At 67.9% G+C, this 22,129-nt stretch carries 24 protein-coding genes; 13 read left to right on the top strand and 11 right to left on the bottom strand.

Going from position 1 to position 22,129, the window contains the following annotated elements:
* Positions 1-42 precede the first annotated feature (42 nt).
* The 3 genes from AC1DS3_RS10500 to AC1DS3_RS10490 form a co-directional block, all read right to left on the bottom strand.
* Positions 43-882: a BON domain-containing protein gene (locus tag AC1DS3_RS10500; protein WP_441637442.1), complete on the bottom strand. Its 840-nt coding sequence runs from the start codon at positions 880-882 to the stop codon at positions 43-45.
* Positions 883-973: 91 nt separating this feature from the next.
* The gene (locus AC1DS3_RS10495; protein WP_043350515.1) at positions 974-1,561 is read right to left on the bottom strand and encodes a phosphoheptose isomerase; all 588 of its coding nucleotides are present in this window, start codon (positions 1,559-1,561) and stop codon (positions 974-976) included.
* A 98-nt stretch (positions 1,562-1,659) separates the two neighbouring features.
* Entirely contained in the window at positions 1,660-2,028 is a 369-nt protein-coding gene (locus AC1DS3_RS10490) for a YraN family protein (protein ID WP_441637541.1), read from the bottom strand.
* Positions 2,029-2,067: 39 nt separating this feature from the next.
* Between AC1DS3_RS10490 and rsmI the strand changes: the two genes are divergently transcribed.
* Positions 2,068-3,009: a 16S rRNA (cytidine(1402)-2'-O)-methyltransferase gene (gene rsmI, locus AC1DS3_RS10485; RefSeq protein WP_477127128.1), complete on the top strand. Its 942-nt coding sequence runs from the start codon at positions 2,068-2,070 to the stop codon at positions 3,007-3,009.
* Between the two features lie 72 nt (positions 3,010-3,081).
* Here the strand turns inward: rsmI and AC1DS3_RS10480 are convergent, their stop codons facing one another.
* Positions 3,082-3,906 carry a septal ring lytic transglycosylase RlpA family protein gene (locus tag AC1DS3_RS10480; RefSeq protein ID WP_441637438.1) on the bottom strand — a complete coding sequence of 275 codons (825 nt, stop codon included), beginning with the start codon at positions 3,904-3,906 and terminating at the stop codon, positions 3,082-3,084.
* A gap of 326 nt (positions 3,907-4,232) precedes the next feature.
* On the opposite strand from AC1DS3_RS10480, the gene AC1DS3_RS10475 reads away from it, so the two are divergent.
* The 3 genes from AC1DS3_RS10475 to AC1DS3_RS10465 all read left to right on the top strand — a co-directional run bounded on the left by AC1DS3_RS10475 (position 4,233) and on the right by AC1DS3_RS10465 (position 5,999).
* Positions 4,233-4,883, top strand: a complete 651-nt coding sequence (locus AC1DS3_RS10475; RefSeq protein WP_477127127.1) for an MBL fold metallo-hydrolase — start codon at positions 4,233-4,235, stop codon at positions 4,881-4,883.
* Positions 4,884-4,951: 68 nt separating this feature from the next.
* Positions 4,952-5,599 carry a 3'-5' exonuclease family protein gene (locus tag AC1DS3_RS10470; RefSeq protein WP_477127126.1) on the top strand — a complete coding sequence of 216 codons (648 nt, stop codon included), beginning with the start codon at positions 4,952-4,954 and terminating at the stop codon, positions 5,597-5,599.
* A gap of 172 nt (positions 5,600-5,771) precedes the next feature.
* The gene (locus AC1DS3_RS10465) at positions 5,772-5,999 is read left to right on the top strand and encodes a hypothetical protein (RefSeq protein WP_441637434.1); all 228 of its coding nucleotides are present in this window, start codon (positions 5,772-5,774) and stop codon (positions 5,997-5,999) included.
* Positions 6,000-6,096: 97 nt separating this feature from the next.
* Here the strand turns inward: AC1DS3_RS10465 and arsC are convergent, their stop codons facing one another.
* Both arsC and AC1DS3_RS10455 read right to left on the bottom strand, forming a co-directional pair.
* The gene (gene arsC / locus AC1DS3_RS10460) at positions 6,097-6,456 is read right to left on the bottom strand and encodes an arsenate reductase (glutaredoxin) (protein ID WP_150993568.1); all 360 of its coding nucleotides are present in this window, start codon (positions 6,454-6,456) and stop codon (positions 6,097-6,099) included.
* A gap of 104 nt (positions 6,457-6,560) precedes the next feature.
* Positions 6,561-7,466: a LysR family transcriptional regulator gene (locus AC1DS3_RS10455; protein WP_477127125.1), complete on the bottom strand. Its 906-nt coding sequence runs from the start codon at positions 7,464-7,466 to the stop codon at positions 6,561-6,563.
* Positions 7,467-7,714: 248 nt separating this feature from the next.
* Here AC1DS3_RS10455 and AC1DS3_RS10450 point away from each other — a divergent pair, with 248 nt between their 5' ends.
* Positions 7,715-8,305, top strand: a complete 591-nt coding sequence (locus AC1DS3_RS10450; protein ID WP_441637539.1) for a GNAT family N-acetyltransferase — start codon at positions 7,715-7,717, stop codon at positions 8,303-8,305.
* 195 nt (positions 8,306-8,500) lie between these two features.
* On the opposite strand, the gene AC1DS3_RS10445 is transcribed toward AC1DS3_RS10450, so the two are convergent.
* Both AC1DS3_RS10445 and AC1DS3_RS10440 read right to left on the bottom strand, forming a co-directional pair.
* Positions 8,501-9,769 carry a M20/M25/M40 family metallo-hydrolase gene (locus AC1DS3_RS10445; RefSeq protein ID WP_477127124.1) on the bottom strand — a complete coding sequence of 423 codons (1,269 nt, stop codon included), beginning with the start codon at positions 9,767-9,769 and terminating at the stop codon, positions 8,501-8,503.
* A gap of 44 nt (positions 9,770-9,813) precedes the next feature.
* Positions 9,814-11,079 (bottom strand): allantoate amidohydrolase, encoded by a 1,266-nt coding sequence (locus AC1DS3_RS10440; RefSeq protein ID WP_477127123.1) that lies wholly within the window; start codon positions 11,077-11,079, stop codon positions 9,814-9,816.
* 425 nt (positions 11,080-11,504) lie between these two features.
* Here AC1DS3_RS10440 and AC1DS3_RS10435 point away from each other — a divergent pair, with 425 nt between their 5' ends.
* From AC1DS3_RS10435 to AC1DS3_RS10405, 7 genes are all read left to right on the top strand, one after another.
* Positions 11,505-12,926 carry a C4-dicarboxylate transporter DctA gene (locus tag AC1DS3_RS10435; protein ID WP_441637425.1) on the top strand — a complete coding sequence of 474 codons (1,422 nt, stop codon included), beginning with the start codon at positions 11,505-11,507 and terminating at the stop codon, positions 12,924-12,926.
* 45 nt (positions 12,927-12,971) lie between these two features.
* Entirely contained in the window at positions 12,972-13,661 is a 690-nt protein-coding gene (locus AC1DS3_RS10430) for a GntR family transcriptional regulator (RefSeq protein ID WP_043350559.1), read from the top strand.
* Positions 13,662-13,955: 294 nt separating this feature from the next.
* Positions 13,956-14,081, top strand: coding sequence for a hypothetical protein (locus AC1DS3_RS10425; protein ID WP_441637422.1), 126 nt, complete (start codon positions 13,956-13,958; stop codon positions 14,079-14,081).
* 69 nt (positions 14,082-14,150) lie between these two features.
* Positions 14,151-14,972 (top strand): SDR family oxidoreductase, encoded by an 822-nt coding sequence (locus AC1DS3_RS10420; protein WP_441637420.1) that lies wholly within the window; start codon positions 14,151-14,153, stop codon positions 14,970-14,972.
* An 80-nt stretch (positions 14,973-15,052) separates the two neighbouring features.
* Positions 15,053-15,829, top strand: a complete 777-nt coding sequence (locus AC1DS3_RS10415) for an enoyl-CoA hydratase-related protein (RefSeq protein ID WP_441637418.1) — start codon at positions 15,053-15,055, stop codon at positions 15,827-15,829.
* A gap of 161 nt (positions 15,830-15,990) precedes the next feature.
* Complete coding sequence (locus AC1DS3_RS10410; protein WP_477127122.1) at positions 15,991-17,481, top strand: AMP-binding protein; 1,491 nt, start codon at positions 15,991-15,993, stop codon at positions 17,479-17,481.
* A complete protein-coding gene (locus AC1DS3_RS10405; RefSeq protein ID WP_477127121.1) occupies positions 17,478-18,296 on the top strand; it encodes a crotonase/enoyl-CoA hydratase family protein in 819 nt (272 codons plus the stop codon). The genes AC1DS3_RS10410 and AC1DS3_RS10405 overlap by 4 nt, the downstream gene beginning before the upstream one ends.
* Positions 18,297-18,365: 69 nt before the next feature.
* Here AC1DS3_RS10405 and AC1DS3_RS10400 read toward each other — a convergent pair whose 3' ends face one another.
* From AC1DS3_RS10400 to AC1DS3_RS10390, 3 genes are all read right to left on the bottom strand, one after another.
* Positions 18,366-18,749 carry a DUF2784 domain-containing protein gene (locus tag AC1DS3_RS10400; protein WP_441637412.1) on the bottom strand — a complete coding sequence of 128 codons (384 nt, stop codon included), beginning with the start codon at positions 18,747-18,749 and terminating at the stop codon, positions 18,366-18,368.
* Positions 18,746-19,663 carry a LysR family transcriptional regulator gene (locus tag AC1DS3_RS10395; RefSeq protein WP_441637410.1) on the bottom strand — a complete coding sequence of 306 codons (918 nt, stop codon included), beginning with the start codon at positions 19,661-19,663 and terminating at the stop codon, positions 18,746-18,748. The genes AC1DS3_RS10400 and AC1DS3_RS10395 overlap by 4 nt, the downstream gene beginning before the upstream one ends.
* 193 nt (positions 19,664-19,856) lie before the next feature.
* Positions 19,857-20,795, bottom strand: a complete 939-nt coding sequence (locus tag AC1DS3_RS10390; protein ID WP_441637408.1) for a LysR family transcriptional regulator — start codon at positions 20,793-20,795, stop codon at positions 19,857-19,859.
* 342 nt (positions 20,796-21,137) lie between these two features.
* Between AC1DS3_RS10390 and AC1DS3_RS10385 the strand changes: the two genes are divergently transcribed.
* On the top strand, positions 21,138-22,129 hold a 992-nt coding region (locus AC1DS3_RS10385; RefSeq protein WP_477127120.1), incomplete at its 3' end, for an MFS transporter.

The following is a 22,129-nucleotide window of genomic DNA, read 5'->3' as shown; positions in this document are numbered from 1 at the left end:
GAAAGGCGGGAGCCTGGCGGGCCGCCTTTCGCGCGTGGCCGGTCAGGGCAGGTTACGGCCGGGCGGCAATGCCACCGGCGAGGCGACGGGCGACGCCACCGGGCTGGTCGTGGCGCCGCCAGCGCCGTTGGGCGCAGCTTGCGCAGGCGCCGACTGCACCGGTGCGGGCGTACCAGATGTAGCGGGCGCCGCGTCTGGCGGCACGGTCCGCCCGGTGGAGGCAGCGTCGAGCCTGGCCGCCTCGGCTTCGGTCACATAGTCGAATGCCTTGACCACCTTGACCACGCCGCTGGCATTGCGCGCCACATCGGTGGCGCGCTCGCCCTCGGGCGGCGTGACCACGCCGAGCAGGTAGACGACGCCCTTCTCGGTGACGATCTTGATCGAGTTGGACGGCACGCCATCGGCGGTGACCAGCATGGTCTTGACCTTGCTGGTGATGAAGGTGTCCTCGCTCCTGGTGACGAACGACGGCGACGAGATGATCTCGAGCTCGTCGACCACCTCGCGCGCATTGGGCAGGCCCTTTACGTATTGCTCGATCTGCTGCTTGACCGGGTTGTCCTTGGCTTCGCCGGTCAGCAGCACCTTGCGGTTGAAGACCGACACGCTCACGCGGGCCTGGCCGTTGTAGCGCGAGTTCAGCGTGTTCTCGGCTTCGAGCTGCAGGCCGCGGTCGATGGTCTGGGTAGCGGTGGGCCGGCGGTCGGTGGCCATGGTCACGCCGCTGGCCATGCCGGCGGCGATGACCGGAAAGCAGCCGGCGAGCTGCGTGGCCGCGACCGTCAGGGCCGCCACCATGGTGGCGGTGCGGGCCAGGCGCGGCAGGTGCCCGGTCAGCCGGGCGGCGCGGGATTCACGCGGGTTGGGCAGAGTCGTCATGCGGTCCTTGCTGAAAGCGGTGAGGCAAAAATGGGCTGAGATAGCAAAAGGCGGCAGCACCGCGCGCGGCAGGCTCGGGTGGGCACAGGCCTTACCCCTCGCCCAGCAGCGCTTCGTCGATGCCATCGCACAGGCAATGCAGGGTCAACAGGTGCACTTCCTGGATGCGCGCCGCGCGCTCGCTGGGCACGCACAGGTGGACGTCGAATTCGTCGAGCAGGCCGGCGAGCTCGCCGCCGCCCTGGCCGGTCAGCGCCACCACGCTCATGTCGCGCTGCTTGGCGGCCAGCACTGCGGCGATCACGTTGGCGGCGTTGCCGGAGGCGGACATGGCGAGCAGCACGTCGCCCGGCTGGCCGAGCGCTTCCACCTGCTTGGAGAACACCACGCTGAAATCGTAGTCATTGCCGATGGCGGTGAGGATGGAGCTGTCGGTGGTCAGCGCAATCGCCGCCAGGCCCGGGCGCTCGCGCTCGAAGCGGCCGATCAGGTCGGCCGCGAAATGCTGGGCATCGGCGGCGGAACCGCCGTTGCCGCAGGCCAGGATCTTGTTGCCGCTGGTGAGCGCGCCAACCAGGCGCTCGATCGCCGCGGCGATGTGCGGCGCCATCACCGTGGCGGCCTGGCGCTTGGTCTCCGCGCTGTCGAAGAAATGCTGCTGGATGCTATCGATATGCATGGCTCGATCGGCCTTCTTGTTTTCAAACGCTTTTCAAATACGGCATGCGCCGCAAGATACCGCGCATTATGACGCAGGCGCCTGGGCTGCCTGCCGCTTCATTGCGCCGCGCCGGCATCGAACGCGTCGCGGATCCATTCGAGGCGGCCCGGCTCCAGCGCGACCACATCCAGCCGGCAGCGCGGCTCCAAGCCCTGCCCTGCCTGCGCCGCCAGGTAATGCGCCGCCGCCAGCAGGATGCGCCGCTGCTTGGCCGGCGTGACGCTGGCCGCCGCACCGCCAAAGGCGCGGCTGGCGCGCTGGCGCACCTCGACAAACACCAGCGTGCCGTCGGCCGCGCGCATGATCAGGTCGATCTCGCCGCCTTTGCAGCGATAATTGCGGACCACGAGCGCCAGGCCCTGCCTTTCCAGGTAGTCCAGCGCGCGGGACTCGGCCCGTGCTCCCCGCGCCTGCGTCGGCGACATCGTGGATTTGAATGATGGTTTCAACGGAAGTTCTCAAGCATGACTGACTGGATCTCCCTGGCGGCCGGCCAGTCCTACCCGTCCGGCACCCTGTATGTGGTGGCCACCCCGATCGGCAACCTGGCCGATCTCTCGCTGCGGGCGCTGCACGTGCTCGGCCTGGTCGACGCCGTGGCCTGCGAGGACACCCGCAACACCGGGCAACTGCTCACGCGTGTAGGCCTGCACCGCCCGTTGCTGGCGGTGCACGAGCACAACGAGCGCGAAGCGGCCGAGCGCATCAACGCACGGCTGGCGGCCGGAGAGCGCATCGCCTATGTGTCTGATGCGGGTACGCCCGGCATCTCGGATCCGGGCGCGCGGCTGGTGGAAGCGGCGCGCGCCGCGGGCCACGCGGTGGTGCCGCTGCCCGGCCCAAGCGCGACGGTGGCAGCGTTGTCGGTGGCGGGCGCGATGCTCGACAGCGGTGACGGCCGCTTCACCTTTGCCGGTTTCCTGCCGGCCAAGGCGCGTGCGCGCGCCGATGCCATCGCCAAGCTGGCCACGCTGGACCATGCCTGGGTGGTGTATGAGGCGCCGCACCGCATCGCCGACACGCTGGCGGCGCTGGCCGCCGCGCTGCCCCCCGGCCGGCGGCTGCTGATCGGCCGTGAGCTGACCAAGCTGTTCGAGGAAATCAAGGTGCTGCCCGTGAGCGAGGCGCCGGCCTGGCTGGCCGCCGATCCGTCGCGTGCCAAGGGCGAGTTCGTGCTGGTGGTGGAAGGGGCAGCACCCGCGGCGGCGGATGCCGGCCTGCCCGACGCCCGCGCCCGGCAGGTGTTGGGCCTGCTGCTGGCCGAGTTGCCGGCCAAGCGGGCTGCCAAGCTTGCCGCCGCCATTACCGGCGCGCCAACGGATGCGCTGTACCGGCTGGCGCTGGCCCAGCGCGCCGAGGGTGGCGCGGACGGTGCGGACGGTGCGGACGGCGAAGCCACGGAGTAGGCCGGAGGAAAGCGCGAGGCGGGCGCCGGCGGCGTCACGGACCTGGCTTGGCTGCATGGTCCGCGCCCTGGCTCAGCGGCTCTTGCGCTTGGTGGTCGCCGGCTTGCGCGTCTTGCGGGCCGTGCGCACCGGCTTGGCGGGATTCTCGGCCATCTCGGAACCGGTGGAGGCATCGTCGCCGCCATCGCCCGCATCGTCATCGCCCGGCGCGATCTGTGGCCCCAGCGCTGCCACCTCGGGGCGCGACAGGCGCCGGATCTCCACCTGGGTCGAGCCGTGTTCGGTAAAGCCGAGACGCTTGGCGGCGCCATAGGAGACATCGAGGACGCGGTTGCTGTGATACGGCCCGCGATCGTTGATGCGAACCACCGCAACCTTGCCGTTGCGCAGGTTGCGCACCAGCACCCAGCTGTCGAGCGGCAGCGAGGGATGCGCGGCRGTCATCGCGCGCATGTCGAAGCGTTCGCCATTGGCGGTCTTGCGGCCATGGAAGCCCCTGCCATACCAGGACGCCATGCCGCGCTGCTCAAAGGAGCCCAGATCGGGCCGCAAGCCTTCCAGCGAGCCCTGGCCGACGCCCTCGCCCAGCGCATCGTTGCCGCCGCCCCAGCGGAACAGGCCCCAGCCGTTGCCGTTGTCCTTCTGGGCATGATCGGTCGCCTCGCCCCTGGTGGCGTCATCGGCCTTGCCCTTCTTGCCGCTGTTTTTGTCACCCTTTGCCGTCTTACCCGGCTTGGCAGCCTTGGCACTTCCCGGGGTGGCGGCAGTGGGCATGCCCTCCTGCGCTTCATCCGCCGGCGGGATCGCACAGGCGGCCAGCGCCAGCGCGCACGTGGCGTGCAGGCACAGGCGGACGATCCGCCCGGGGCGGGAGAAATAGGGGGGTAACCAAGACATCGCGGGAGTCTAGCATCACGCAGTTACACCTATGGTCTTGATTATGTTACGAATTGTCTGTAACACGCGGCAAAAGCCGTACCCGATTCGGCGGCGGTCGGGCGCAATGCCAGTCCTGGCAAGGCTTTCACGGTGTGATGCTCGCACGGCTTCATGGCTTGGCCGTRCTGCCGGGCGCAGCACGTTCCAGTGTGCCCGACGCTACAATGCGAGGACGATTCCAATCGCGGGCCGTCCCGGCGGTTGCGCCCCTTGTGGCGCATCAGGCGCCCGTGTCTTCCGCGGCTTTCGCGATATCCCGCGTTCCCCCACCTGAATTCCGCTCCATGCAAGTCCTCTTGATTCCCGTGACGCCCTTCCAGCAGAACTGCGCGCTGCTGATCGACGAGACCACCGGCCGCGCCGCGGTGACCGATCMCGGCGGCGACCTTGACCGCATCCATGCCGCGGTCAAGGAGCACGGCGTGACGCTGGAGAAGATCTTCCTCACCCACGGCCATGTGGACCATTGCGCGGGCGCCGCGTCGCTCGCGCGCGAGCTTGGGATCCCGATCGAGGGGCCGCACGAGGACGAGCGCTTCTGGATCGAGCAATTGCCCGAGCAGACGCGCCGCTTCGGCTTTGGCCACGCCGAGATCTTCGAGCCGCAGCGCTGGCTCGACACGGGCGACACCGTGCAGTTCGGCAGCGAGACGCTGGAGGTCTACCACTGCCCGGGCCACACGCCCGGCCACGTGGTGTTTTTCTCGCGCGCCAACCGGCTTGCTATCGTGGGCGATGTGTTGTTCGCCGGCTCGATCGGCCGCACCGACTTTCCGCGCGGCAACCACGCTGACCTGATCCGCTCGATCCGCACCCATCTGTGGCCGTTGGGCGAAGACGTCACCTTCGTCCCCGGCCACGGGCCCGTCTCCACCTTTGGCGAGGAGCGCAAGCACAACCCGTACGTGGCTGACCACCTGATCGATGTGGCCTAGTGGCCTGGCAGGCTAGTGGGCCAATGCCCGCCGCCGGCTTTTCTCGAACCTCATTCCCAAGGCAGGCCATGGCCAAGCAACAGGCACCCGACACCCGCCCCGAGATCTATGTCAGCACTGACGTGGAGGCCGACGGCCCCATCCCCGGGCCGCACTCCATGCTGTCGTTCGCCTCCGCCGCGATGTTGGCGGACAAGACCGTGCTGAGCACCTTCTCGGCCAACCTGGAAACGCTGCCGGGCGCGGCCGGGCATCCGGCGCAGATGCAGTGGTGGCAAACCCAGCCGGAAGCCTGGGCCGCCTGCCGGCGGGACCTGGAGCCGCCCGAGCGGGCCATGGTGCGCTACGTGGAGTGGGTGGAAAGCCTGCCTGGCAAGCCGGTCTTCGTGGCCTTTCCGGCTGGCTTCGACTTCACCTGGATGTTCTGGTACATGATGCGTTTTGCCGGCCGCTCGCCGTTTGGCTGGGCCGCGCTCGACATCAAGACGCTGGGCTTCGCCTTGACCGGGCTGCCCTACCGCAAGACCGTCAAGCCGGCGCTGCCGGCCGAGTGGAAGGACCCGCTGCCGCACACCCATGTGGCGCTGGACGATGCGCTGGAGCAAGGCGCGCTGTTCTGCAACATGMTCACCGCGCTGCGCGCGCGGGAGGCCGCGCTGGCCGCCGCGCAAGCCTTGGCCGAGAGCGACGGCGCGCCACCGGCTCCCACGGCCTGAGCAGGCCGGCCTGCGGATTGCCCGCGCCTTGCGCCGGCCTCGCATCCTGGGCCACGCCAGCTATAGTTAAGACGTATATGGCATCCGAACTCGCCCCGTTTCAGGGCTGCCGCGGCGCCACGCCATATACCGCTTGCAAGGCCTCGCGAGCCAAGCCCAGGAGGTGTCGCCCATGCGTTTCCATCCCAACCTGCACTTGCGCCAGATGGCCGGCCGGTTGCACTGGCCGCACGTGACCTCATCCTCGCGCGAGTCCACCCGATTGCATTCCCTGGAGGACGACGCCGACGTCGCCAAGGCCACGGTCTACGTGAGCGCGGTGACGCTGGTGATCCTGCTGGTGGTCCTGGCGGCAATCGCTTTCGGCCAGGAGGCCATGCACTGGCTGGGTGTTCCTTAGACGATCCGCCTGAAGCAGTTCAGCCTCCCTGACCGGGCCGGCCCTCACCTAGGTGGGGGCCGGTTTTATTCCGGGGCCAAGGTTTGCCGGCGCCGGCTCAGGCCAGCAAGGGGGCGACGTTCTCGGGCGGGCGGCCGATGGCGGCGCGGCGGTTGCGCACCACCAGCGGGCGTTGCAGCAGGATGGGGTGGTCGGCCACCGCGCCCAGCACCTCGGCATCGGTCAGGCCCGGATCGGCCAGGCCCAGCTCCTTGTAAGGCGCTTCGTTGTCGCGCACCATCTCGCGCACCGGCACGCCCAGCATGGTGTGGAGCTGCTTGAGCGTGGACAACGTGGGCGGCGTCTTAAGGTATTCCACGATCTCCACGGGCTCGCCCAGCCGGCCAGCGGCTGCCTCGACCAGCGCAAGGGTTTCGCGCGACTTCGAGCAACGGGGGTTGTGATAGATGGTGATCATGGTGGCACTCCTGGTTCGACCGATGCCCCGGCGCCGGGGCTGAAACCCGCACTATACAAGCGGCGTAGCCCGCCCGCACGCCCCCCGAGAGGTGGCATATCGGCTCAGGCCGGGCTTTGCTTTTCCGKCGCCAGCCGCAGCAGGGCCGCCACGGTGGCACGCAGCCCGGCGCGCAGCGGCTTGTCGTGGCGCAGCACCAGCGCCAGCGTGCGCGCCAGCGGTGGGGCCAGCGGGCGCACGGCGATCCGCGCGCGCGGCTGGCCCGGCGGCAGCGCCATGCCCGGCAGCACCGAATAGCCTAGCCCGGCACCCACCAGCTCCTTGATCGCCTCGACGCTGTCGAGCTCCATCACCGGGCGTGCGCTGATGCCGGCGCGCAGGAACCACTCGTCCACCAGCCGGCGCGTATTGCCACCGGGCGAGAACAGCACCAGCGGCCGGCCGGCCAGGTCGGCGGGCGTCACGGTAGCGGGCAGCGGCGCATCGTCGGCGGGGCCAATGGCMACGAACGGGTCTTCCAGCACAGGCGTGATGTCRAACATCCGGCCAGAGGCYGGCAACGTCACGAAGGCCAGATCGAGGGCGTTGTCCTCCACCCCTTTGAGCGCCTCGCCGGTGTTCTCCGTGCTGACCACGATCTCCAGCGCCGGCATGGCGCGGCGCAGGTCGCGCAGCACGGCTGGCAACAGGTAGATGCAGGCGGTGGCGCCGGTGCCCAGCCGCACCCGGCCGACCACCCCACCGGCGTGGCGCGCCATGCTGTCGTCCGCGGCGGCCAGCGCGCCGGCCACGCCGCGCGCGTGCGCCAGCAAGTCCTCGCCGGCGGTGGTGGGCAGCACATGGCGCCCCACCCGTTCGAGCAGGCGCAGGCCATAGCGCTGCTCCAGCTGGCGCACCTGCAGGCTGACGGCCGGCTGGCTCAAGCCGAGGCGCTCGGCCGCCGCCGAAAAGCTGCCGAGATCGCAAACCAGCGAAAAGGCCTGCAGGAAGTCGGGATTGAGATGCCGCATGCCAAAGAATTTCTTATGCGCTGCATAAGTCAGCGAAGCTTCCTTTATAGCATCGGCGCAAGTTAAGGTAGCAGCGTGCCCTGGCCCTTGCCACCGCCGGGCAGCTTGCTGCAACACGGCTCTCATCCACGTATCGCTTTTCCTCCGGCATCGACTGCGCTCGAACCGGTTCACCCGCCCAGACCGCTCGCCGCGCCAGCATCATGAAAGCCCCTCTCGCCACACTCAGCGCCGCCACCGCCACGCCGATGGCGGTGGCCAATGCCACCGCCGCCGTCCAGGCCTGCGCCAGCCCGTCGATCCGCGACGCCACCGCTGCCGACATCCCCGCCATCCAGGCTATCTACGCGCACCACGTGCGTCACGGCCGCGCGTCGTTCGAAGAAGTCGAGCCGGGCGTGGACGACATCCGCCTGCGTCACGCCGAGGTGAAACGCCAGGGCCTGCCCTACCTGGTGGCCGAACGCGGTGGCGAGGTGCTGGGCTATGCCTACGCCAGCGCCTACCGCACGCGCAGTGCTTACCGTTTTGCCATTGAGGATTCGGTCTATATCGACGAGCGCTATCGGGGCCAGGGCCTTGGCCTGGCGCTGCTTGCCGCACTGGTGTCGCGCTGCGAGAGCGGCCCGTGGCGGCAGATGGTGGCGGTGGTGGCCTGCACCGCCAGTGGCGAAGGCGCCGGCTCGCTGGCCTTGCACGAGCGGGTGGGCTTTCGCACCATCGGCCGGCTGCAGTCCGTCGGGTTCAAGCACGGGCAGTGGATCGATACGGTGCTGATGCAGCGGTCGCTGGGAGATGGGGACGAAACGCCGCCGCTGGAGCGCGCGGCCAGGCCGTAAGACCTGGCCGGCACCAAGCCGGCAGACAGCCGATCCACCTGGATTAATTCTCTTCAAGAATTTTAGGTTGATCTGCTTTGATACATATATTCGTCAAGCGCATGATCTTGCGATCAAGGCTGACGAGAGGGCGCGGCGAGCGCCTGCCCCCTCTTGTAGTCCCAGGGCTTATATCGGCCCCGGGACCATGACGGATCAACCGATCAGATCCGACAGCGCCAGCGCCACCACCTTGGTGGCACGGTTCAGGTCGTTCAGGCGCAGGTTCTCGTCCGAGTTGTGGCCGCGCGCTTCCATCAGCGTGCGCGGGCCGGCGCCGTACAGCACAGTGGGGATGCCGTACTTGGTGTAGTGGCGGGCATCGGTGTAGAGCGGCACGCCTTGCACCGGGATCTCCACGCCGAACACTTCCTCGGCACKGCCCTTCAGGGCGCCGATCAGCTTTTCCACGCCCGGCAGTTCCGACAGCGGCTCGGCCAGGATGATGCGCTCGACCTTGACCTCGATGCCCGGACGGTCCTTGGCGGCCTTCTCGACCACGGCGCGCAGCTCGCCTTCGGCGTCGAAGCCGATTTCCTCGGGGATCATGCGGCGGTCGACGCGGAAGGTCACCAGGTCAGGCACGACGTTGGTGTTGATGCCGCCCTTGATCAGGCCGACGTTCAGCGTGGCCGTATCGATGCCCAGCGTCTTCGACTTGCGCGTGGCCAGCTCGGCACGCAGGCCATAGATGGCTTGCAGGATGTGGGTGGCGGCTTCGATCGCGTCCACGCCGGTGTGCGGCATGGCGGCGTGGCCTTGCTTGCCCTTGACCGTCACTTCCACGTGCAGGCAGCCGTTGTGGGCCGAGGTGATGCCGTAGGAGAAGCCAGCCGAGATGGCGTAGTCGGGCTTGCTCAGGCCCTGGTCGAGCAGGAACTTGGGACCGATGTCGCCGCCGGTTTCCTCGTCGTACGTGAATTGCAGTTCCAGCGTGCCGTTGAGCTTGGCGCCTTGCTTTTCGGCTTCCATCAGCGCCAGCACGGCGTACGTGTAGGTGGCGAAGTCCGACTTGGACACCGCCACGCCGCGGCCGTACATGACCGGGCCGTGCTCGCTGTCGGCGATCTCGCCGCCGTACGGGTCCTTGGTCCAGCCCAGGCCCGGAGGCACCACGTCGCCGTGGGCGTTCATGGCGATGGTGGGGCCGCCCGTGCCGAAGGTCTTGCGCACCAGCAGGTTGGTGGCGCTGATCATGCCAGCGGCCTTGACCAGCTCGTCCGGCACCTTGTGCGCTTCGACCTTGAAGCCCAGGCCTTCGAGCAGCACCTTGGCGCGCGCGCCGTGCGCGTCGCAATCGCCCGGCGGGTTATCCGACGGCACCTTGACCAGTTCGGCGAGGAAGGCTTCCTGCGCGGGACGCTGGGTGTCGATGTAGTTGGTGAGCGTGGTCTGCAGCGGGTTCACGTTGTCTCTTGCGGTCATGTTGATTCTCGAAAAAGTCTCTCAGGATGGCGGATGCGGGCGCTTTACGGCTGCCGCGCGGAATGCTTGTCGAAATGCTCGACGAAATCGCTGAACACGGCAGCCGCGCTGGCGGCGTCCTCCGCGGTCATGATCTCGGTGGGGTGATGGCTGATGCCACCGTTGCCGCAGCGCACAAACAGCATCGCGACATCGGCAATGGCCGCGATGGCCATGGCGTCGTGGCCGGCGCCGGAAGGCAGGTGCCGCACCGGCAGCCCCTGGCGGGCGATGGCATCCGCCCATTGCTGTTGCAGCCAGGGCGCGCACGGCACGCTGACAGCCTCGTGGGTCTTGCGCAGCTGCACGCGCACATTGCGCCGGGCGCACACGCGCTCGATTTCCGCCAGCACGTCGTTCACGGCAGCCTGGCGGATGGCGTCTTCGCCGGCACGGATGTCGATGGAGAAGACCGCGCGGCCCGGCACCACATTGGCGGCGCCGTTAGGCACGTTGAACTGGCCGATCGTGCCGACCAGGCCCGGCAGGCCGCCGCAGCGGCGCTCGATAAACAGGCCGATCTCGGCGCCGGCCATGGCGGCGTCGCGGCGCATGTCCATCGGCACGGTGCCGGCGTGGCCAGCCAGCCCTTCGAGCTCCACGATAAAGCKGGTGGCGCCGGAGATCGCGGTCACGACACCCAGCGGCAGCCCTTCGTTGAGCAGCACCGGACCTTGCTCGATATGGACTTCCACGAACGCCAGCACCTGCTCGCGCGCATGCGCGGCGGCGGGCAGGCCGGCGGGATCGAAACCTGCCGCGCGCATCACTTCGCGCATGGTCTTGCCCGAGTCGTCCACGTTGTCGAGCACATTGGTGTCGAAGGTGCCGGCGATGGCGCGGCTGCCCAGCAGCGTGGCCTTGAAGCGCACGCCCTCYTCCTCGGCAAARCCGACCACCTCGATGGCGAACGGGAAGCGCTTGCCCTGGCGGTKCCACTSSGCCACGCAGGCAACCGGGAGGATCACGCCGAGGTTACCGTCATAGCGGCCGCCATCGCGCACGGTGTCGAAATGCGAGCCGGTGAGCAGCGCGGGCGCATCGGGCGCGGTGCCTTCGTAGCGGCCGATCACGTTGCCGGCCGCGTCGCGGCGCACCGTCATGCCGGCAGCCTGCATCCACTCGGTGAGCTGTGCGGCGGCGCCGTGGTGAGCCTCGGTGAGATAGGTGCGGGTGAGCATGCCGGGCTGCTCGGTGTGGACGGCCAGGGTATCGGCCCAGGCCATGATGCGCGCCCCGGTTTCGGTAGCGGGCGTGAGGGTTGCTGCCATGCGTGTCTCCTGCTGGTAGTGCGCGAATGCGGGTGGCGCCGGATCATGCAAGCCCCGCGCCAGCGGTGCCTCGGGTGCCGGGCCGGCGCTGCCGGACCATCCCGGTGCGCCGTGACTCTCGTGCGAGAGCTCTATTTTGTGCGATTCATGGTAGCACAGTGAATTCAAAAATTGCATACAAAAATGATATGCACTATATTGGCTTCCACGTTCCGACAATGCGCTGCGGACAATCCGTTCCGGACAGCGAGTTGCGTGGATTCCGCTCCAACAAGAGGGCGAGTCCACGATGCGGCGCAGCCCTCACCCGGCAACGCGCACGGCACGTCAGGCCGGCTGTCCCGCCACGCGGGCAACCGGTAATTCCTGCAGCAATGACAGGATGCGCCAGCCAAAGTCCAGGACGCGTCCGCATGGAGACAACGATGCACCCAGCAGTCCAGCAACGGCCGGATTCCGGCCGCCCGCAAGCCGCCTTCTCCCGCTTCTCTCGCTTTTTCCGATCCCTGTTTGGCCAGGTCCTTGTCGCCCTGGTGCTCGGGACTGCGCTCGGGCTGTTTTTCCCMGAATTTGCCGCCAAGCTCAAGCCGCTCGGCGATGCCTTTATCAAGCTGATCAAGATGCTGATCGGCCCGATCGTGTTCTGCGTGGTGGTGGCGGGCATCTGCGGTGCCGGCGAGCTCAAGAAAGTGGGCCGGGTCGGCATCAAGGCCGTGCTCTATTTCGAGGTGGTCACCACCATCGCGCTGGCGCTGGGCATCGCGCTGGCCTACATCTTCCATCCCGGCACCGGCATGAACGTGAACCCGGCCTCGCTCGACGCCTCGGCCATGTCCGCCTACGTGGACACCGCCGAGAAGGTCAAGAGCGCGGGCATGGTGGACTTCCTGCTCAAGCTGATCCCCAGCACGGTGATGGGCGCGTTCGCCAGCGGCGACGTGCTGCAGGTGCTGCTGGTATCGATCCTGTTCGGTTGCGCGCTGTCGCTGGTGGGTGAGCGCGGCCAGCCGCTGGTGACAATCATCGATACCTTCTCGCATACGCTGTTCAAGATGATGGGCTTCATCATCAAGCTGGCGCCGCTGGGCGTGCTGGGCGCGGTGGCCTTCACCGTGGGCAAGTACGGCATCGGCTCGCTCAAGCAGCTGGGCTACCTGGTGCTGGTCTTCTACGGCGCGGTGGCCTTGTTCGTGATGGTGGTGCTGGGCACGGTGATGCGCCTGTGCGGCTTTTCCGTCTTCAAGCTGATCCGCTACCTGCGCGCCGAACTGCTGGTGGTGCTGGGCACCGCATCGTCCGACAGCGTGCTGCCGCAGGTGATGAAGAAGCTGGAATTCCTCGGCATCAAGAAATCGGTGGTGGGCCTGGTGATCCCCACGGGCTACTCTTTCAACCTGGATGCCTTTTCGATCTACCTGACGCTGGCTGCCGTGTTCATCGCCCAGGCCACCAATACKCCGCTGGCGCTGGGCGACCTGCTCGGCATCCTGGCGGTGGCGCTGGTCACCTCCAAGGGCGCGCACGGCATCCCCGGCTCGGCCATCGTGATCCTGGCGGCCACGCTGTCGGCGCATCCGGCCATTCCCGCCATCGGGCTGGTGCTGGTGCTGTCTGTGGATTGGTTCATCGGCATTGCCCGCGCGGTCGGCAACCTGATCGGCAACTGCGTCGCCACCGTCGTGGTCGCCGCCTGGGAAAAGGATATCGACCGCACGCGCGCCCACGACGTGCTCAACGGCAGGGTCGACGCCAGCGACCTTGACGCGGGCTTTGCCCCGGCGCCGCACGAGGCCGCCCTGGCCACCCCCGGGGCATCCCCGCTGCCCGGCACGGCCGCGGGGCGCTAGAATCTCGGGATTCCTCCTACCGAGACGCTGCGCAAGTGCGCAACCATGCCTGAGCATATCGACCCTGCCATGACCGCCGAAGCGATCGCCGAAGACATCGTCGCGGCGATCGTCTCGCACCGCCTGCCGCCTGGCACCAAGCTGCGCGAAGAGGCCCTGGCCAGCGTCTACCGCGTCAGCCGCACCAAGGTGCGCGCCGCGCTGCTGATGCTGTCCAAGGACAAGCTCATCCAGATCGTGCCGGACAAGGGCGCCTTCGTGGCCAAGCCCAGCGCCGAGGAGGCGCGCGAAGTGTTTGCGGTGCGCCGTATCCTGGAGGCGGCGCTGGCGCGTGAATTCGTGGCGCGCGCCACCGCCGCCGACTACAAGCGCATCGACCGGCACCTCGTCGCCGAGAAAAAAGCGCTGGGCGGCAGCGATGCGCATGTGCGCACCCGCCTGCTCAGCGATTTCCACATCATGCTGGCGGACGTGGTGGGCAATGGCGTGCTGACCGGCATGCTGCAGGAGTTGTCGTTGCGCAGCGCGGTGATCACCATGCTCTACCAATCCCGCCGCGACGCCGCCTGCTCCTCGGACGAGCATCGCGACTTCATCGAGGCCGCCCGCGCGGGCGACACCGAGCGCGCGGTGACGCTGATGGTGGAGCACCTGAACCACGTCGAGGCGGCGCTGCATTTCGAGCAGGTGCCCGCCGCCCGCAGCAAGGACCTGGTGACGGCGCTGCTGGCCTGAGCCCGGCATGCTGCAGCGCGCTTGACCCAGGTCAATGCGCGCCACGCGTCTTTGCATCATCATCGACCTCGTCATGAAGCTGCGGGGGCGCGCTTCATGACACACTGGCCCGTCCATCGCGGACGGCAGCCCGCACGCCGGCTTGGGTGCGGGCTTTTTCTTTTGCGCGCCGCGCGCGCCGTCATTGCCAGATCCGCGCGTGATCGAATCACGGCTTCGGAGTAGGATGTCGGAGGCCCAAGTCAGAGGCCGCTTAAAAGATAAATGGCAAAAGACAAAAGCCAGGAGACAGACATGATCCGTTCCAGCCGTCCGGTGGCGATGCCCGAGGCATCGCCAGAGCCAGCCCGCGCCATCCTGCTCCCCGATTTGCCGTCCCTGGCGCCCCCGCCATCCGTGCGCCCGCGCGGGCGCGGCTGAGCTTCCCGCCCGACTCCCGTGCCGGGCCATCCGCTTTCATCATCCAACCCATCCTGGTGAGGGAAACCCATGTCCAACGCGTTCAAAGATGACGTCCTGGCCGGCAAGGTCGTGTTTATCGCCGGCGCCTCGTCCGGTATCAACCTGGGCATCGCCCGGCACTTTGCCAAGGCGGGCGCCAGGCTGGCACTGGTCAGCCGCGACCCCGAGCGCATCGCCGCGGCGGCGGCCAGCATCAACGATGCCGGCGGCAGTGCATTCGGCATGGCGGCCGATGTGCGCGACTACGCCGCGGTGGAGGCGGCGCTCGCGCGCACGCGCGACGAGCTTGGCCCGATCGATATCGTGATCTCGGGCGCGGCCGGCAATTTTGTGGCGCCGGCGCTCGGCATGTCCGCCAACGGCTTCAAGACCGTGGTGGACATCGACCTGATCGGCACCTTCAATGTCTTCCGCGCCTGCTTTGCTTTTCTCAATGCGCCGGGCGCCTCGCTGATCGCCATCACCGCGCCGCAGGCGGTCAACGCGATGATGTTCCAGGCCCACGTATGCGCCGCCAAGGCCGGCATCAACATGCTGGTGAAATGCCTGGCCATGGAATGGGGCCCGGCCGGCGTGCGCGTCAACGCTATCTCGCCCGGTCCCATCGCCGGCACCGAGGGCATGGCGCGGCTCGCGCCCACCCCGGAAATGGAGGCGCGCTTCAAGGCACGTCTGGCGCTGCGCGACTACGGCGACAAGGACGATATCGCCAATACCGCGCTGTTCCTGTCCACCGACAACGCTCGCTATATCACCGGCACCATCGTCGACTGCGATGGTGGCAGCAAGCTGGGCGACGCGTCGGCCGACGCACTGCATCCGCCCAAGGCGCCTGGCAAGGCGGCCTGAGCCGCGCGGCGCTCCACACGCTCAAGCATTCGCGCATTTGTGCATTTGTGCATCAGAACACCTACGACAAGGAGACACCTATGACTTCACCCGTGCTCTATCACGCCGCCGAGGGCGTGGCCACCATCACCCTGAACCGCCCCGACGTGCTCAACGCCCTCAACAGCGCGCTGATGCTCGAGCTGCGCGCCGCCGTCGAGCGCGCCGCGCAGGACGAGGCGGTGCGCGCGGTGGTGCTGACCGCCAATGGCCGCGGCTTTTGCGCGGGCGCCGACCTGGCCGGGCGTGAGCCCGGGCTGCAGGATTCGGGCACGCTGCTGCGCGAGCGCTATCACCCGATCATCCTGGCGCTGCGCAATATGCCCAAGCCTGTCATCACCTCGGTCAACGGCGTGGCGGCCGGCGCCGGCATGAGCCTGGCGCTGGCCGGCGACGTGGTGCTGGCCGCGCGCTCGGCATCGTTCCTGCAGGCGTTCTCCAAGATCGGGCTGGTGCCGGATGCCGGCAGCACGTACTTCCTTCCCCGCTACGCGGGCGAGATGCGGGCGCGCGCACTGGCGATCCTGGCCGAGAAGATCGATGCGGAGCAAGCGCATCGCATCGGCCTGGTGTGGCAGGTGCATGAGGACGACGCCCTGCCGGCCGAGACGGCCAAGCTGGCCGCCCACCTGGCGCAGATGCCCACCTTTGCCTACGGCCTGATCAAGGAAGCACTCAACGCCAGCCTGGAGAGCGACCTGCCGGCGCAACTCGAACGAGAAGCCACGCTGCAGTCGCGCGCCTCGAAGAGCGAGGACTTCAAGGAAGGCGTGGCGGCGTTCCTGGAAAAGCGCAAGCCCGCATTCAAGGGCCGCTGACCGCCTGGCGCCCCTCTCCTGCTTGTGCGAGAGGGGCCCGGGGAGAGGGCCGGCCCTCACAGAATCGATCCGCCGCCAACCACCGGCAACCACCGGCAACCACCGGCAACCACCGCTGACCACGCACCGCACCACCAATTCGAAACCAGGAGACGCGCATCATGCTAGGCCTCATGCAAGACCGTCCGTTGCTGATTTCCTCACTGATCGAGTATGCCGCGCAGTACCACCCGCTGCAGGAGATCGTGTCGCGCACGATCGATGGCGGCACGGTGCGCTCCAACTACGCGGAGGTGCACCGCCGCGCAAAGCGGGTCGCCAGCGCACTCGTCGGACCCGGCGGACTTGACGTAAAGCAAGGSGACCGCGTCGGCACGCTGGCGTGGAACACACACCGGCACCTGGAGCTGTACTTTGGCGTGTCGGGCGCGGGTGTGGTGCTGCATACCGTCAATCCGCGCCTGTTTCCCGAGCAGATCGACTACATCATCAATCATGCGGAAGACCGCGTGCTCTTCTTCGATCCCTGCTTCGCGCCGCTGGTGGCGCAGCTCGCGCCGCGCCTGTCCAGCGTCAGGCACTACGTGGCAATGACCGATCGCGCCGGCACCGATGCGCTCGGCCTCGCCGGCAAGCTGCCCAGTCTGCTGTGCTATGAAGACCTGGTCGAGGCCGGCAGCGAGGACTACGCCTGGCCGCAGTTCGACGAGCGCACCGCGTCGTCGCTTTGCTACACATCGGGCACCACCGGCAACCCTAAAGGCGTGCTGTATTCGCATCGCTCCACCATGCTGCACAGCCTCAAGGCCTGTGCGGTGTGGCTGATGCTGTTCCAATACCTGGATGCGCATCCCGAGATCGATCCGCGCTCGCTCGGGCTGAAGCTGGCCGGCGTGGGCGGCTCCGCCGCGCCGGCGGCGATGATCGAGCGCTTCGAGCAGCAGTTCGGCGCGCGCTTCGTCCAGGGCTGGGGCATGACGGAGACCAGCCCGATCGGCGTGATCAGCACGCTTTTGCCCAAGCATCAAGCGCTGGGCACGCAGGAGCAATTGAAGGTCAAGCTCAAGCAAGGCCGCGCGCTGTGGGGCGTGGACCTGCGCATCGAGGACGACCAGGGCAACGCGTTGCCGCACGACGGCCAGGCCTTTGGCCGGCTCAAGGTGCGCGGGCCGTGGATCGCCTCGGCGTACTTCAAGGCAGAGCACGACGCGCTCGACGCCGACGGCTGGTTCGACACCGGCGACGTCGCCAATATCGATGCCGACGGCTATGTGCAGCTGGTGGATCGCGCCAAGGATGTGATCAAGTCCGGCGGCGAGTGGATTTCTTCCATCGACCTGGAGAATGCCACCATGGGCCATCCCGCCGTGGCCGAAGCCGCCGTCGTGGGCGTGCCACATCCCAAGTGGCAAGAGCGCCCGCTGCTGGTGGTGGTGCGCCGCGCGGGCAAGGACGTGAGCGCCGCCGAACTGCTCGAGTTTCTCGCTGCGCGCGTCGCCAGATGGTGGGTGCCCGACGACGTCGCCTTTGTCGACTCGCTGCCCCACACCGCCACGGGCAAGCTGCTCAAGGTGAAGCTGCGCGAACAATTCAAGGATTATGTCCTACCCACGGCGCAGGCCCCAATTCCAGCAAGGAGCAATGCCATATGAGCACCAGCAGCGAACGCATCATCCTGACCATTGAAGACGGCGTGGCCGAGGTCAGGCTCAACCGGCCCGACAAGATGAACGCGCTCGACCCCGCCATGTTCGACGCGCTGATCGAGACCGGCCAGCGCCTCGCGCGCGAACCGGACTTGCGCGCCGTTGTGCTGTCGGGCGCAGGCCGCGCGTTTTGCGCCGGGCTCGATATGCAGAGCATGGCCGGGCTGGGCGATGGCCAGGGCGACGCCATCGCCGCGGACCGCCTCGCGGCGCGCAGCCATGGCATCTCCAACCGCCCGCAGTTCGCCTGCATGGTGTGGCGCGAATTGCCGGTGCCGGTGATCGCCGCGGTGCACGGCGTGGCGTTCGGCRGCGGCTTGCAGGTCGCGCTCGGCGCGGACCTGCGCTATGTCACCGCGGACACGCGCATGTCGGTGATGGAGATCAAGTGGGGGCTGGTGCCCGACATGGCCGGCATGCTGCTGATGCGCGGCCTGGTGCGCCCCGACCGCCTGCGCGAGCTGATCTACAGCGGCCGCATCGTCACCGGCGAAGAAGCCTGCGCGCTGGGCCTGGCCACCACCGTGGTGGACGACCCGCGCGCCGCCGCGCTAGCCACCGCGCGCGACATCGCCAACCGCAGCCCGGACGCAATTCGCGCCGCCAAGCGCTTGATGCAGGTGAGCGAGGACGGCGACGGCGCCGCCATCCTGCTGGCCGAATCGGTCGAGCAGGACCGGCTGATCGGCGGCGCCAACCAGCGCGAAGCGGTGATCGCCAATATGGAAAAGCGGGCAGCGGTGTTCAAGCCGGCGTCGTAGTGCTGCGTGGCGCCGGCTGCGGTGTTCAGCGATCTGCAATCTGCAATCTGCGATTTGCGATTTGCGCGCTCAGGCGTGCTGACGCGTTCGCTGGCGCCGCATCCGGCGATAGAGCGCTACGTAGACCGCCAGGTTCAGCGCCAGCACCACGGCGCCAAGCACCATCTGGATCTCGCGCGTGAGGCCCTCGGGATAGATCAGCGCCAGCACGTAGTGCTGCACGAAATCCCCGCCATAGGCTTGCTGCCCCGCGCGCTGGCGCAGCGCATTTTCCAGCGGCGTGAGCGGGCAGATCCATCCGCTCCACTCCACCACCACGCCCCAGGCCGCTGCCGGCAGATGCAGCCAGGCCATGCGCGGCCAGCGCAGCACCAGCAAACCGCCCAGCATGACGAAGACAATAAAGGCGAGGTGAAAAAGGACGACCGCGTCCGCGAGCCACGCCGCCATCATCGTCCTTGCCGCCCGGTCCAGTAGCCCGGCACCGCGAACGCCGCCTTCAGGTGCTCGATAAAAAAACGGATCTTTGCCGGCACCGGCCGCTGCTGCGGGTACACCGCAAGGATGTCGTAATCGGGCAGCGCGTACTCATCCAGCACCGTGATCAGCTCGCCGCTCTCCAGCTGCGGCAGGATTTCCCAGGTGGAGCGCCAGCCCAGCCCCAGGCTCTCGCCCGTCCAGCGATGCAGCAGCTCGCCGTCGTTGCAATCCAGGTTGCCATTGACGCGCACCGTCACCGTCTTGCCGTCCTGCTGGAAATACCAGCCGCGCTGCTGGCCGCCCTGCAGGTTGAACGCCAGGCAGTTGTGCTGCGCCAGGTCGTCCAGCGTCTGCGGCACGCCGTGGCGCGCGAAGTAAGCCGGCGTGCCGCACACCACGCGCTTGTTGGTCGCGAGCTTGATCGCGACAAAGTTCGGATCGATGGCCCCGCCGATGCGGATGCCCACGTCATAGCCCTCGCGCACGAGGTCCACCACGCGGTCGGTCAGGTTGAAGGAAATCTGCACCTCGGGGTTCGCCGCCAGGAACGCTGGCGCATGCGGCGCCACATGCTTGCGCCCGAACGCCGCCGGGGCCGACACGATCAGGTGGCCGGTCGCCTTGTGCTTGCCCTCGGCGATCAGCATCTCGGCCCGGTCCAGGTCCGCCAGGGCCTTCTTGCACTGCTCCATGAACGCCGCGCCCTGCTCCGTCACCACGATGCGCCGCGTTGAGCGGTGCAGCAGCTTCACGCCGATGCGCGCTTCCAGCGCATTGATGCGGCGCCCGATCATCACCGGCGTCACCCCCTGCGTGAGCGCGGCGGCGGCCATGCTGCCGTGTTCGATGACGGCGATAAAGGCTTCGATCTGTTTTAGCTTGTCCATGCTGTGTGTCTCCTGGGCATCATTGTGGCGCATTTGACGGCGGCGGGCATGTGCTGGGGGCTATGGGGGCGATTTGGGTGGGGGTATGAGGCATAAGGCATGAGGCATGAGGCGGGAGGCCCGGACTTGGGCTCCGCATCGGCCATTCGTATCCGATCAAGCGCTCGGGCGCTCGGGCAATGCATCACTGCGCTCACCTGCCCGCACGCACCGCGGGCCGCCCTCGCGGCATCGTTTGCGCGCAGCGCCGTACCTCCTTGCTGAATTCGGCGCAGGCGTGGGTCATCAGGTCTTCCGAGCGGTAGACGAGGAACACGCGGAACTCGGGTAGTTCGTCGCTGATCGGCAGGCGAACCAATGTCGAAGGATCGAGCCGCAGCGGGCCGGTGCCGTCGAAGACGAAGTCGGACCACATGCTGATCAGGTCGGTGCGCGTGGCCAGCTGCAGGCCGAGCAGGTTGGAGGCGCTCTGCACCACGCGCTTGGGCATGTCGAGGCGGTGCAGCCGCATCACGCTGGCGAGCGGGCTGCCGGGGTCGTCGAGCGGGTCGAGGACGAGCCAGTCGGCGTCGAGCAGCGGCCGCAGCCGACGTACCCGCCGCAGGGGATGGCCGGCGCGCACGGCCAGCGACATTCCGGTGGAAAACAGCGGTTCCCACTGGAAGGCGCCGGTGCCGGGGCCGCTGTTGGTGGAGATCAGGCCGAGGTCGAGCCGGCCTTCGCGCAGGCCTTCGAGGATCTGTTGCGGGCGCAGCTCGGAGCCGCGCAGCGCGACGTTGGGAAAGCCCTTGCGGAACGCGGCCATGGCGTCGGGCAGCGGGCCGCTGGAGGCCACGGCGGTGAAGCCGATGTTGAGCTGCGCGTCGGCGTGGCCGCGGATGGCTTCGATGTCTTCCAGCGCATGCCGCAGTTCCTGCTCCACCAGGCTGGCGCGCTTGACCAGCGCCACGCCGTAGGCGGTCAGGCTGACGCCGCGCACGGAGCGCGACATCAGGGTGACGCCGAGTTCGCGTTCCAGTTCGGCGATGGCTTTGGACAGCGCCGGCTGCGACACATGGAGACTGCGCGAGGCTTCGTGGATGCTGCCGTGCTGGGCCACTGCCAGCAGGATGCGTAGTTGCTGCAGCTTCATCTTGGCTCTTCCTCCTTTTGTGTTTTCCCTGGCGCCCCACAACGGTGCGCGCCGCCCCGCAGCCGTGCGCCGAGCGCCGTTGGCGGCACTACGGCGCGTACCCGGTGCTGCGCCGCGAATGCCCATGGCACAAGGCTTCTCGGTACTTGTACCGATAGCGGCGCGACGGTGGTTATGACGGCGATGCCATTTGGTTATCAGGATGAAAATATATGATTTTTGGCTTGCCGTGTTTGCCTCAATACTTCATCGCCAGGGAGTCCCCACATTCCCGCGATGGATGCCCGGCAACCGCCGGCCTCCACGGCCCCCGCCCCCTCAACCAGTTCGTGGAGATCCGACATGAACGATGCCACCCTGCCTGCGGCGCCCTCGCTGGCCCCTTCCCAGGCCACGCCCGCAAGCCCGGCGCGCCAGAGCCAGTCCCGCCTGATCGCCGCATGCTCGATCGGCAATGCGCTGGAGATGTACGACTTCACCGTCTACAGCTTCTTCGCGCTGCTGATCGGCAAGCTGTTCTTTCCGTCCGATAGCGCATACGGCTCGCTGCTGCTGGCGGTGGCGACCTTCGGCATCGGCTTCGTGATGCGGCCGCTGGGCGGCTTCGTGATCGGCAACTACGCGGACCGCCGTGGCCGCAAGGCGGCGATGACGCTGACCATCGGGCTGATGGTGGTTGGCACGATGTGCCTGGCGTTCGCACCGACCTACGCGTTCGCTGGGTGGTTCGGGCCGGTGATGATCGTGGCCGGACGCCTGCTGCAGGGCTTTTCGCTGGGCGGCGAGATTGGCGCTTCCACCGCCATGCTGATGGAGTCCGGCGGCGTCAAGGGGCGCGGCTTTCGCGTCAGCTGGCAACTCGGCAGCCAGGGCATCGCGGCGACGCTGGGCGCGCTCACGGCCGCCATTCTTTATGGCGTGCTGCCACAGGCTTCGCTGGAGAGCTGGGGCTGGCGCACGCCCTTCGTGCTGGGCCTGCTGATTGCGCCCGTGGGGCTGTATATCCGCGCTCACCTGGACGAGACGCACACGGCCGAGGCGCACGCGCCCAGCCCGCTCGGCACGCTGTTCCGCGAGCATGGCGGCACTGTGGTCAAGGGCATCCTGACCATCATCGGCGGCACGGTCGCCACCTATCTGGTGGTGTACTTCATGCCCACCTACATGATCCGCGAACTGCATCTGCCGCCGTCGCTGTCGCTGCTGTCGGGCTGCGTGACGGGTGTGGTGTGCCTGGTGATGTCGCTGGTGGCCGGCACGCTAGCCGACCGCCTGCCGCGACGCAAGCCGCTGGTGCTGGGCTCGATGGCCTTTACGCTGGTGTGCCTCTATCC

This window comes from Cupriavidus sp. 01L46, from assembly GCF_056399905.1.
The sequence above is the reverse complement of the archived record's forward strand: the minus strand, read 5'-3'. Positions and strand labels throughout refer to the sequence as shown.

What these genes read in the sequence shown, in the direction of transcription:
- AC1DS3_RS10500 (WP_441637442.1), bottom strand. Translation starts at nt 882, where the DNA reads ATGACGACTCTGCCCAACCCGCGTGAATCCCGCGCCGCCCGGCTGACC.
- AC1DS3_RS10495 (WP_043350515.1), bottom strand. Translation starts at nt 1,561, where the DNA reads ATGCATATCGATAGCATCCAGCAGCATTTCTTCGACAGCGCGGAGACC.
- AC1DS3_RS10490 (WP_441637541.1), bottom strand. Translation starts at nt 2,028, where the DNA reads ATGTCGCCGACGCAGGCGCGGGGAGCACGGGCCGAGTCCCGCGCGCTG.
- rsmI (WP_477127128.1), top strand. Translation starts at nt 2,068, where the DNA reads ATGACTGACTGGATCTCCCTGGCGGCCGGCCAGTCCTACCCGTCCGGC.
- AC1DS3_RS10465 (WP_441637434.1), top strand. Translation starts at nt 5,772, where the DNA reads ATGCGTTTCCATCCCAACCTGCACTTGCGCCAGATGGCCGGCCGGTTG.
- arsC (WP_150993568.1), bottom strand. Translation starts at nt 6,456, where the DNA reads ATGATCACCATCTATCACAACCCCCGTTGCTCGAAGTCGCGCGAAACC.
- AC1DS3_RS10450 (WP_441637539.1), top strand. Translation starts at nt 7,715, where the DNA reads ATGGCGGTGGCCAATGCCACCGCCGCCGTCCAGGCCTGCGCCAGCCCG.
- AC1DS3_RS10430 (WP_043350559.1), top strand. Translation starts at nt 12,972, where the DNA reads ATGCCTGAGCATATCGACCCTGCCATGACCGCCGAAGCGATCGCCGAA.
- AC1DS3_RS10425 (WP_441637422.1), top strand. Translation starts at nt 13,956, where the DNA reads ATGATCCGTTCCAGCCGTCCGGTGGCGATGCCCGAGGCATCGCCAGAG.
- AC1DS3_RS10420 (WP_441637420.1), top strand. Translation starts at nt 14,151, where the DNA reads ATGTCCAACGCGTTCAAAGATGACGTCCTGGCCGGCAAGGTCGTGTTT.
- AC1DS3_RS10415 (WP_441637418.1), top strand. Translation starts at nt 15,053, where the DNA reads ATGACTTCACCCGTGCTCTATCACGCCGCCGAGGGCGTGGCCACCATC.
- AC1DS3_RS10400 (WP_441637412.1), bottom strand. Translation starts at nt 18,749, where the DNA reads ATGATGGCGGCGTGGCTCGCGGACGCGGTCGTCCTTTTTCACCTCGCC.
- AC1DS3_RS10395 (WP_441637410.1), bottom strand. Translation starts at nt 19,663, where the DNA reads ATGGACAAGCTAAAACAGATCGAAGCCTTTATCGCCGTCATCGAACAC.
- AC1DS3_RS10390 (WP_441637408.1), bottom strand. Translation starts at nt 20,795, where the DNA reads ATGAAGCTGCAGCAACTACGCATCCTGCTGGCAGTGGCCCAGCACGGC.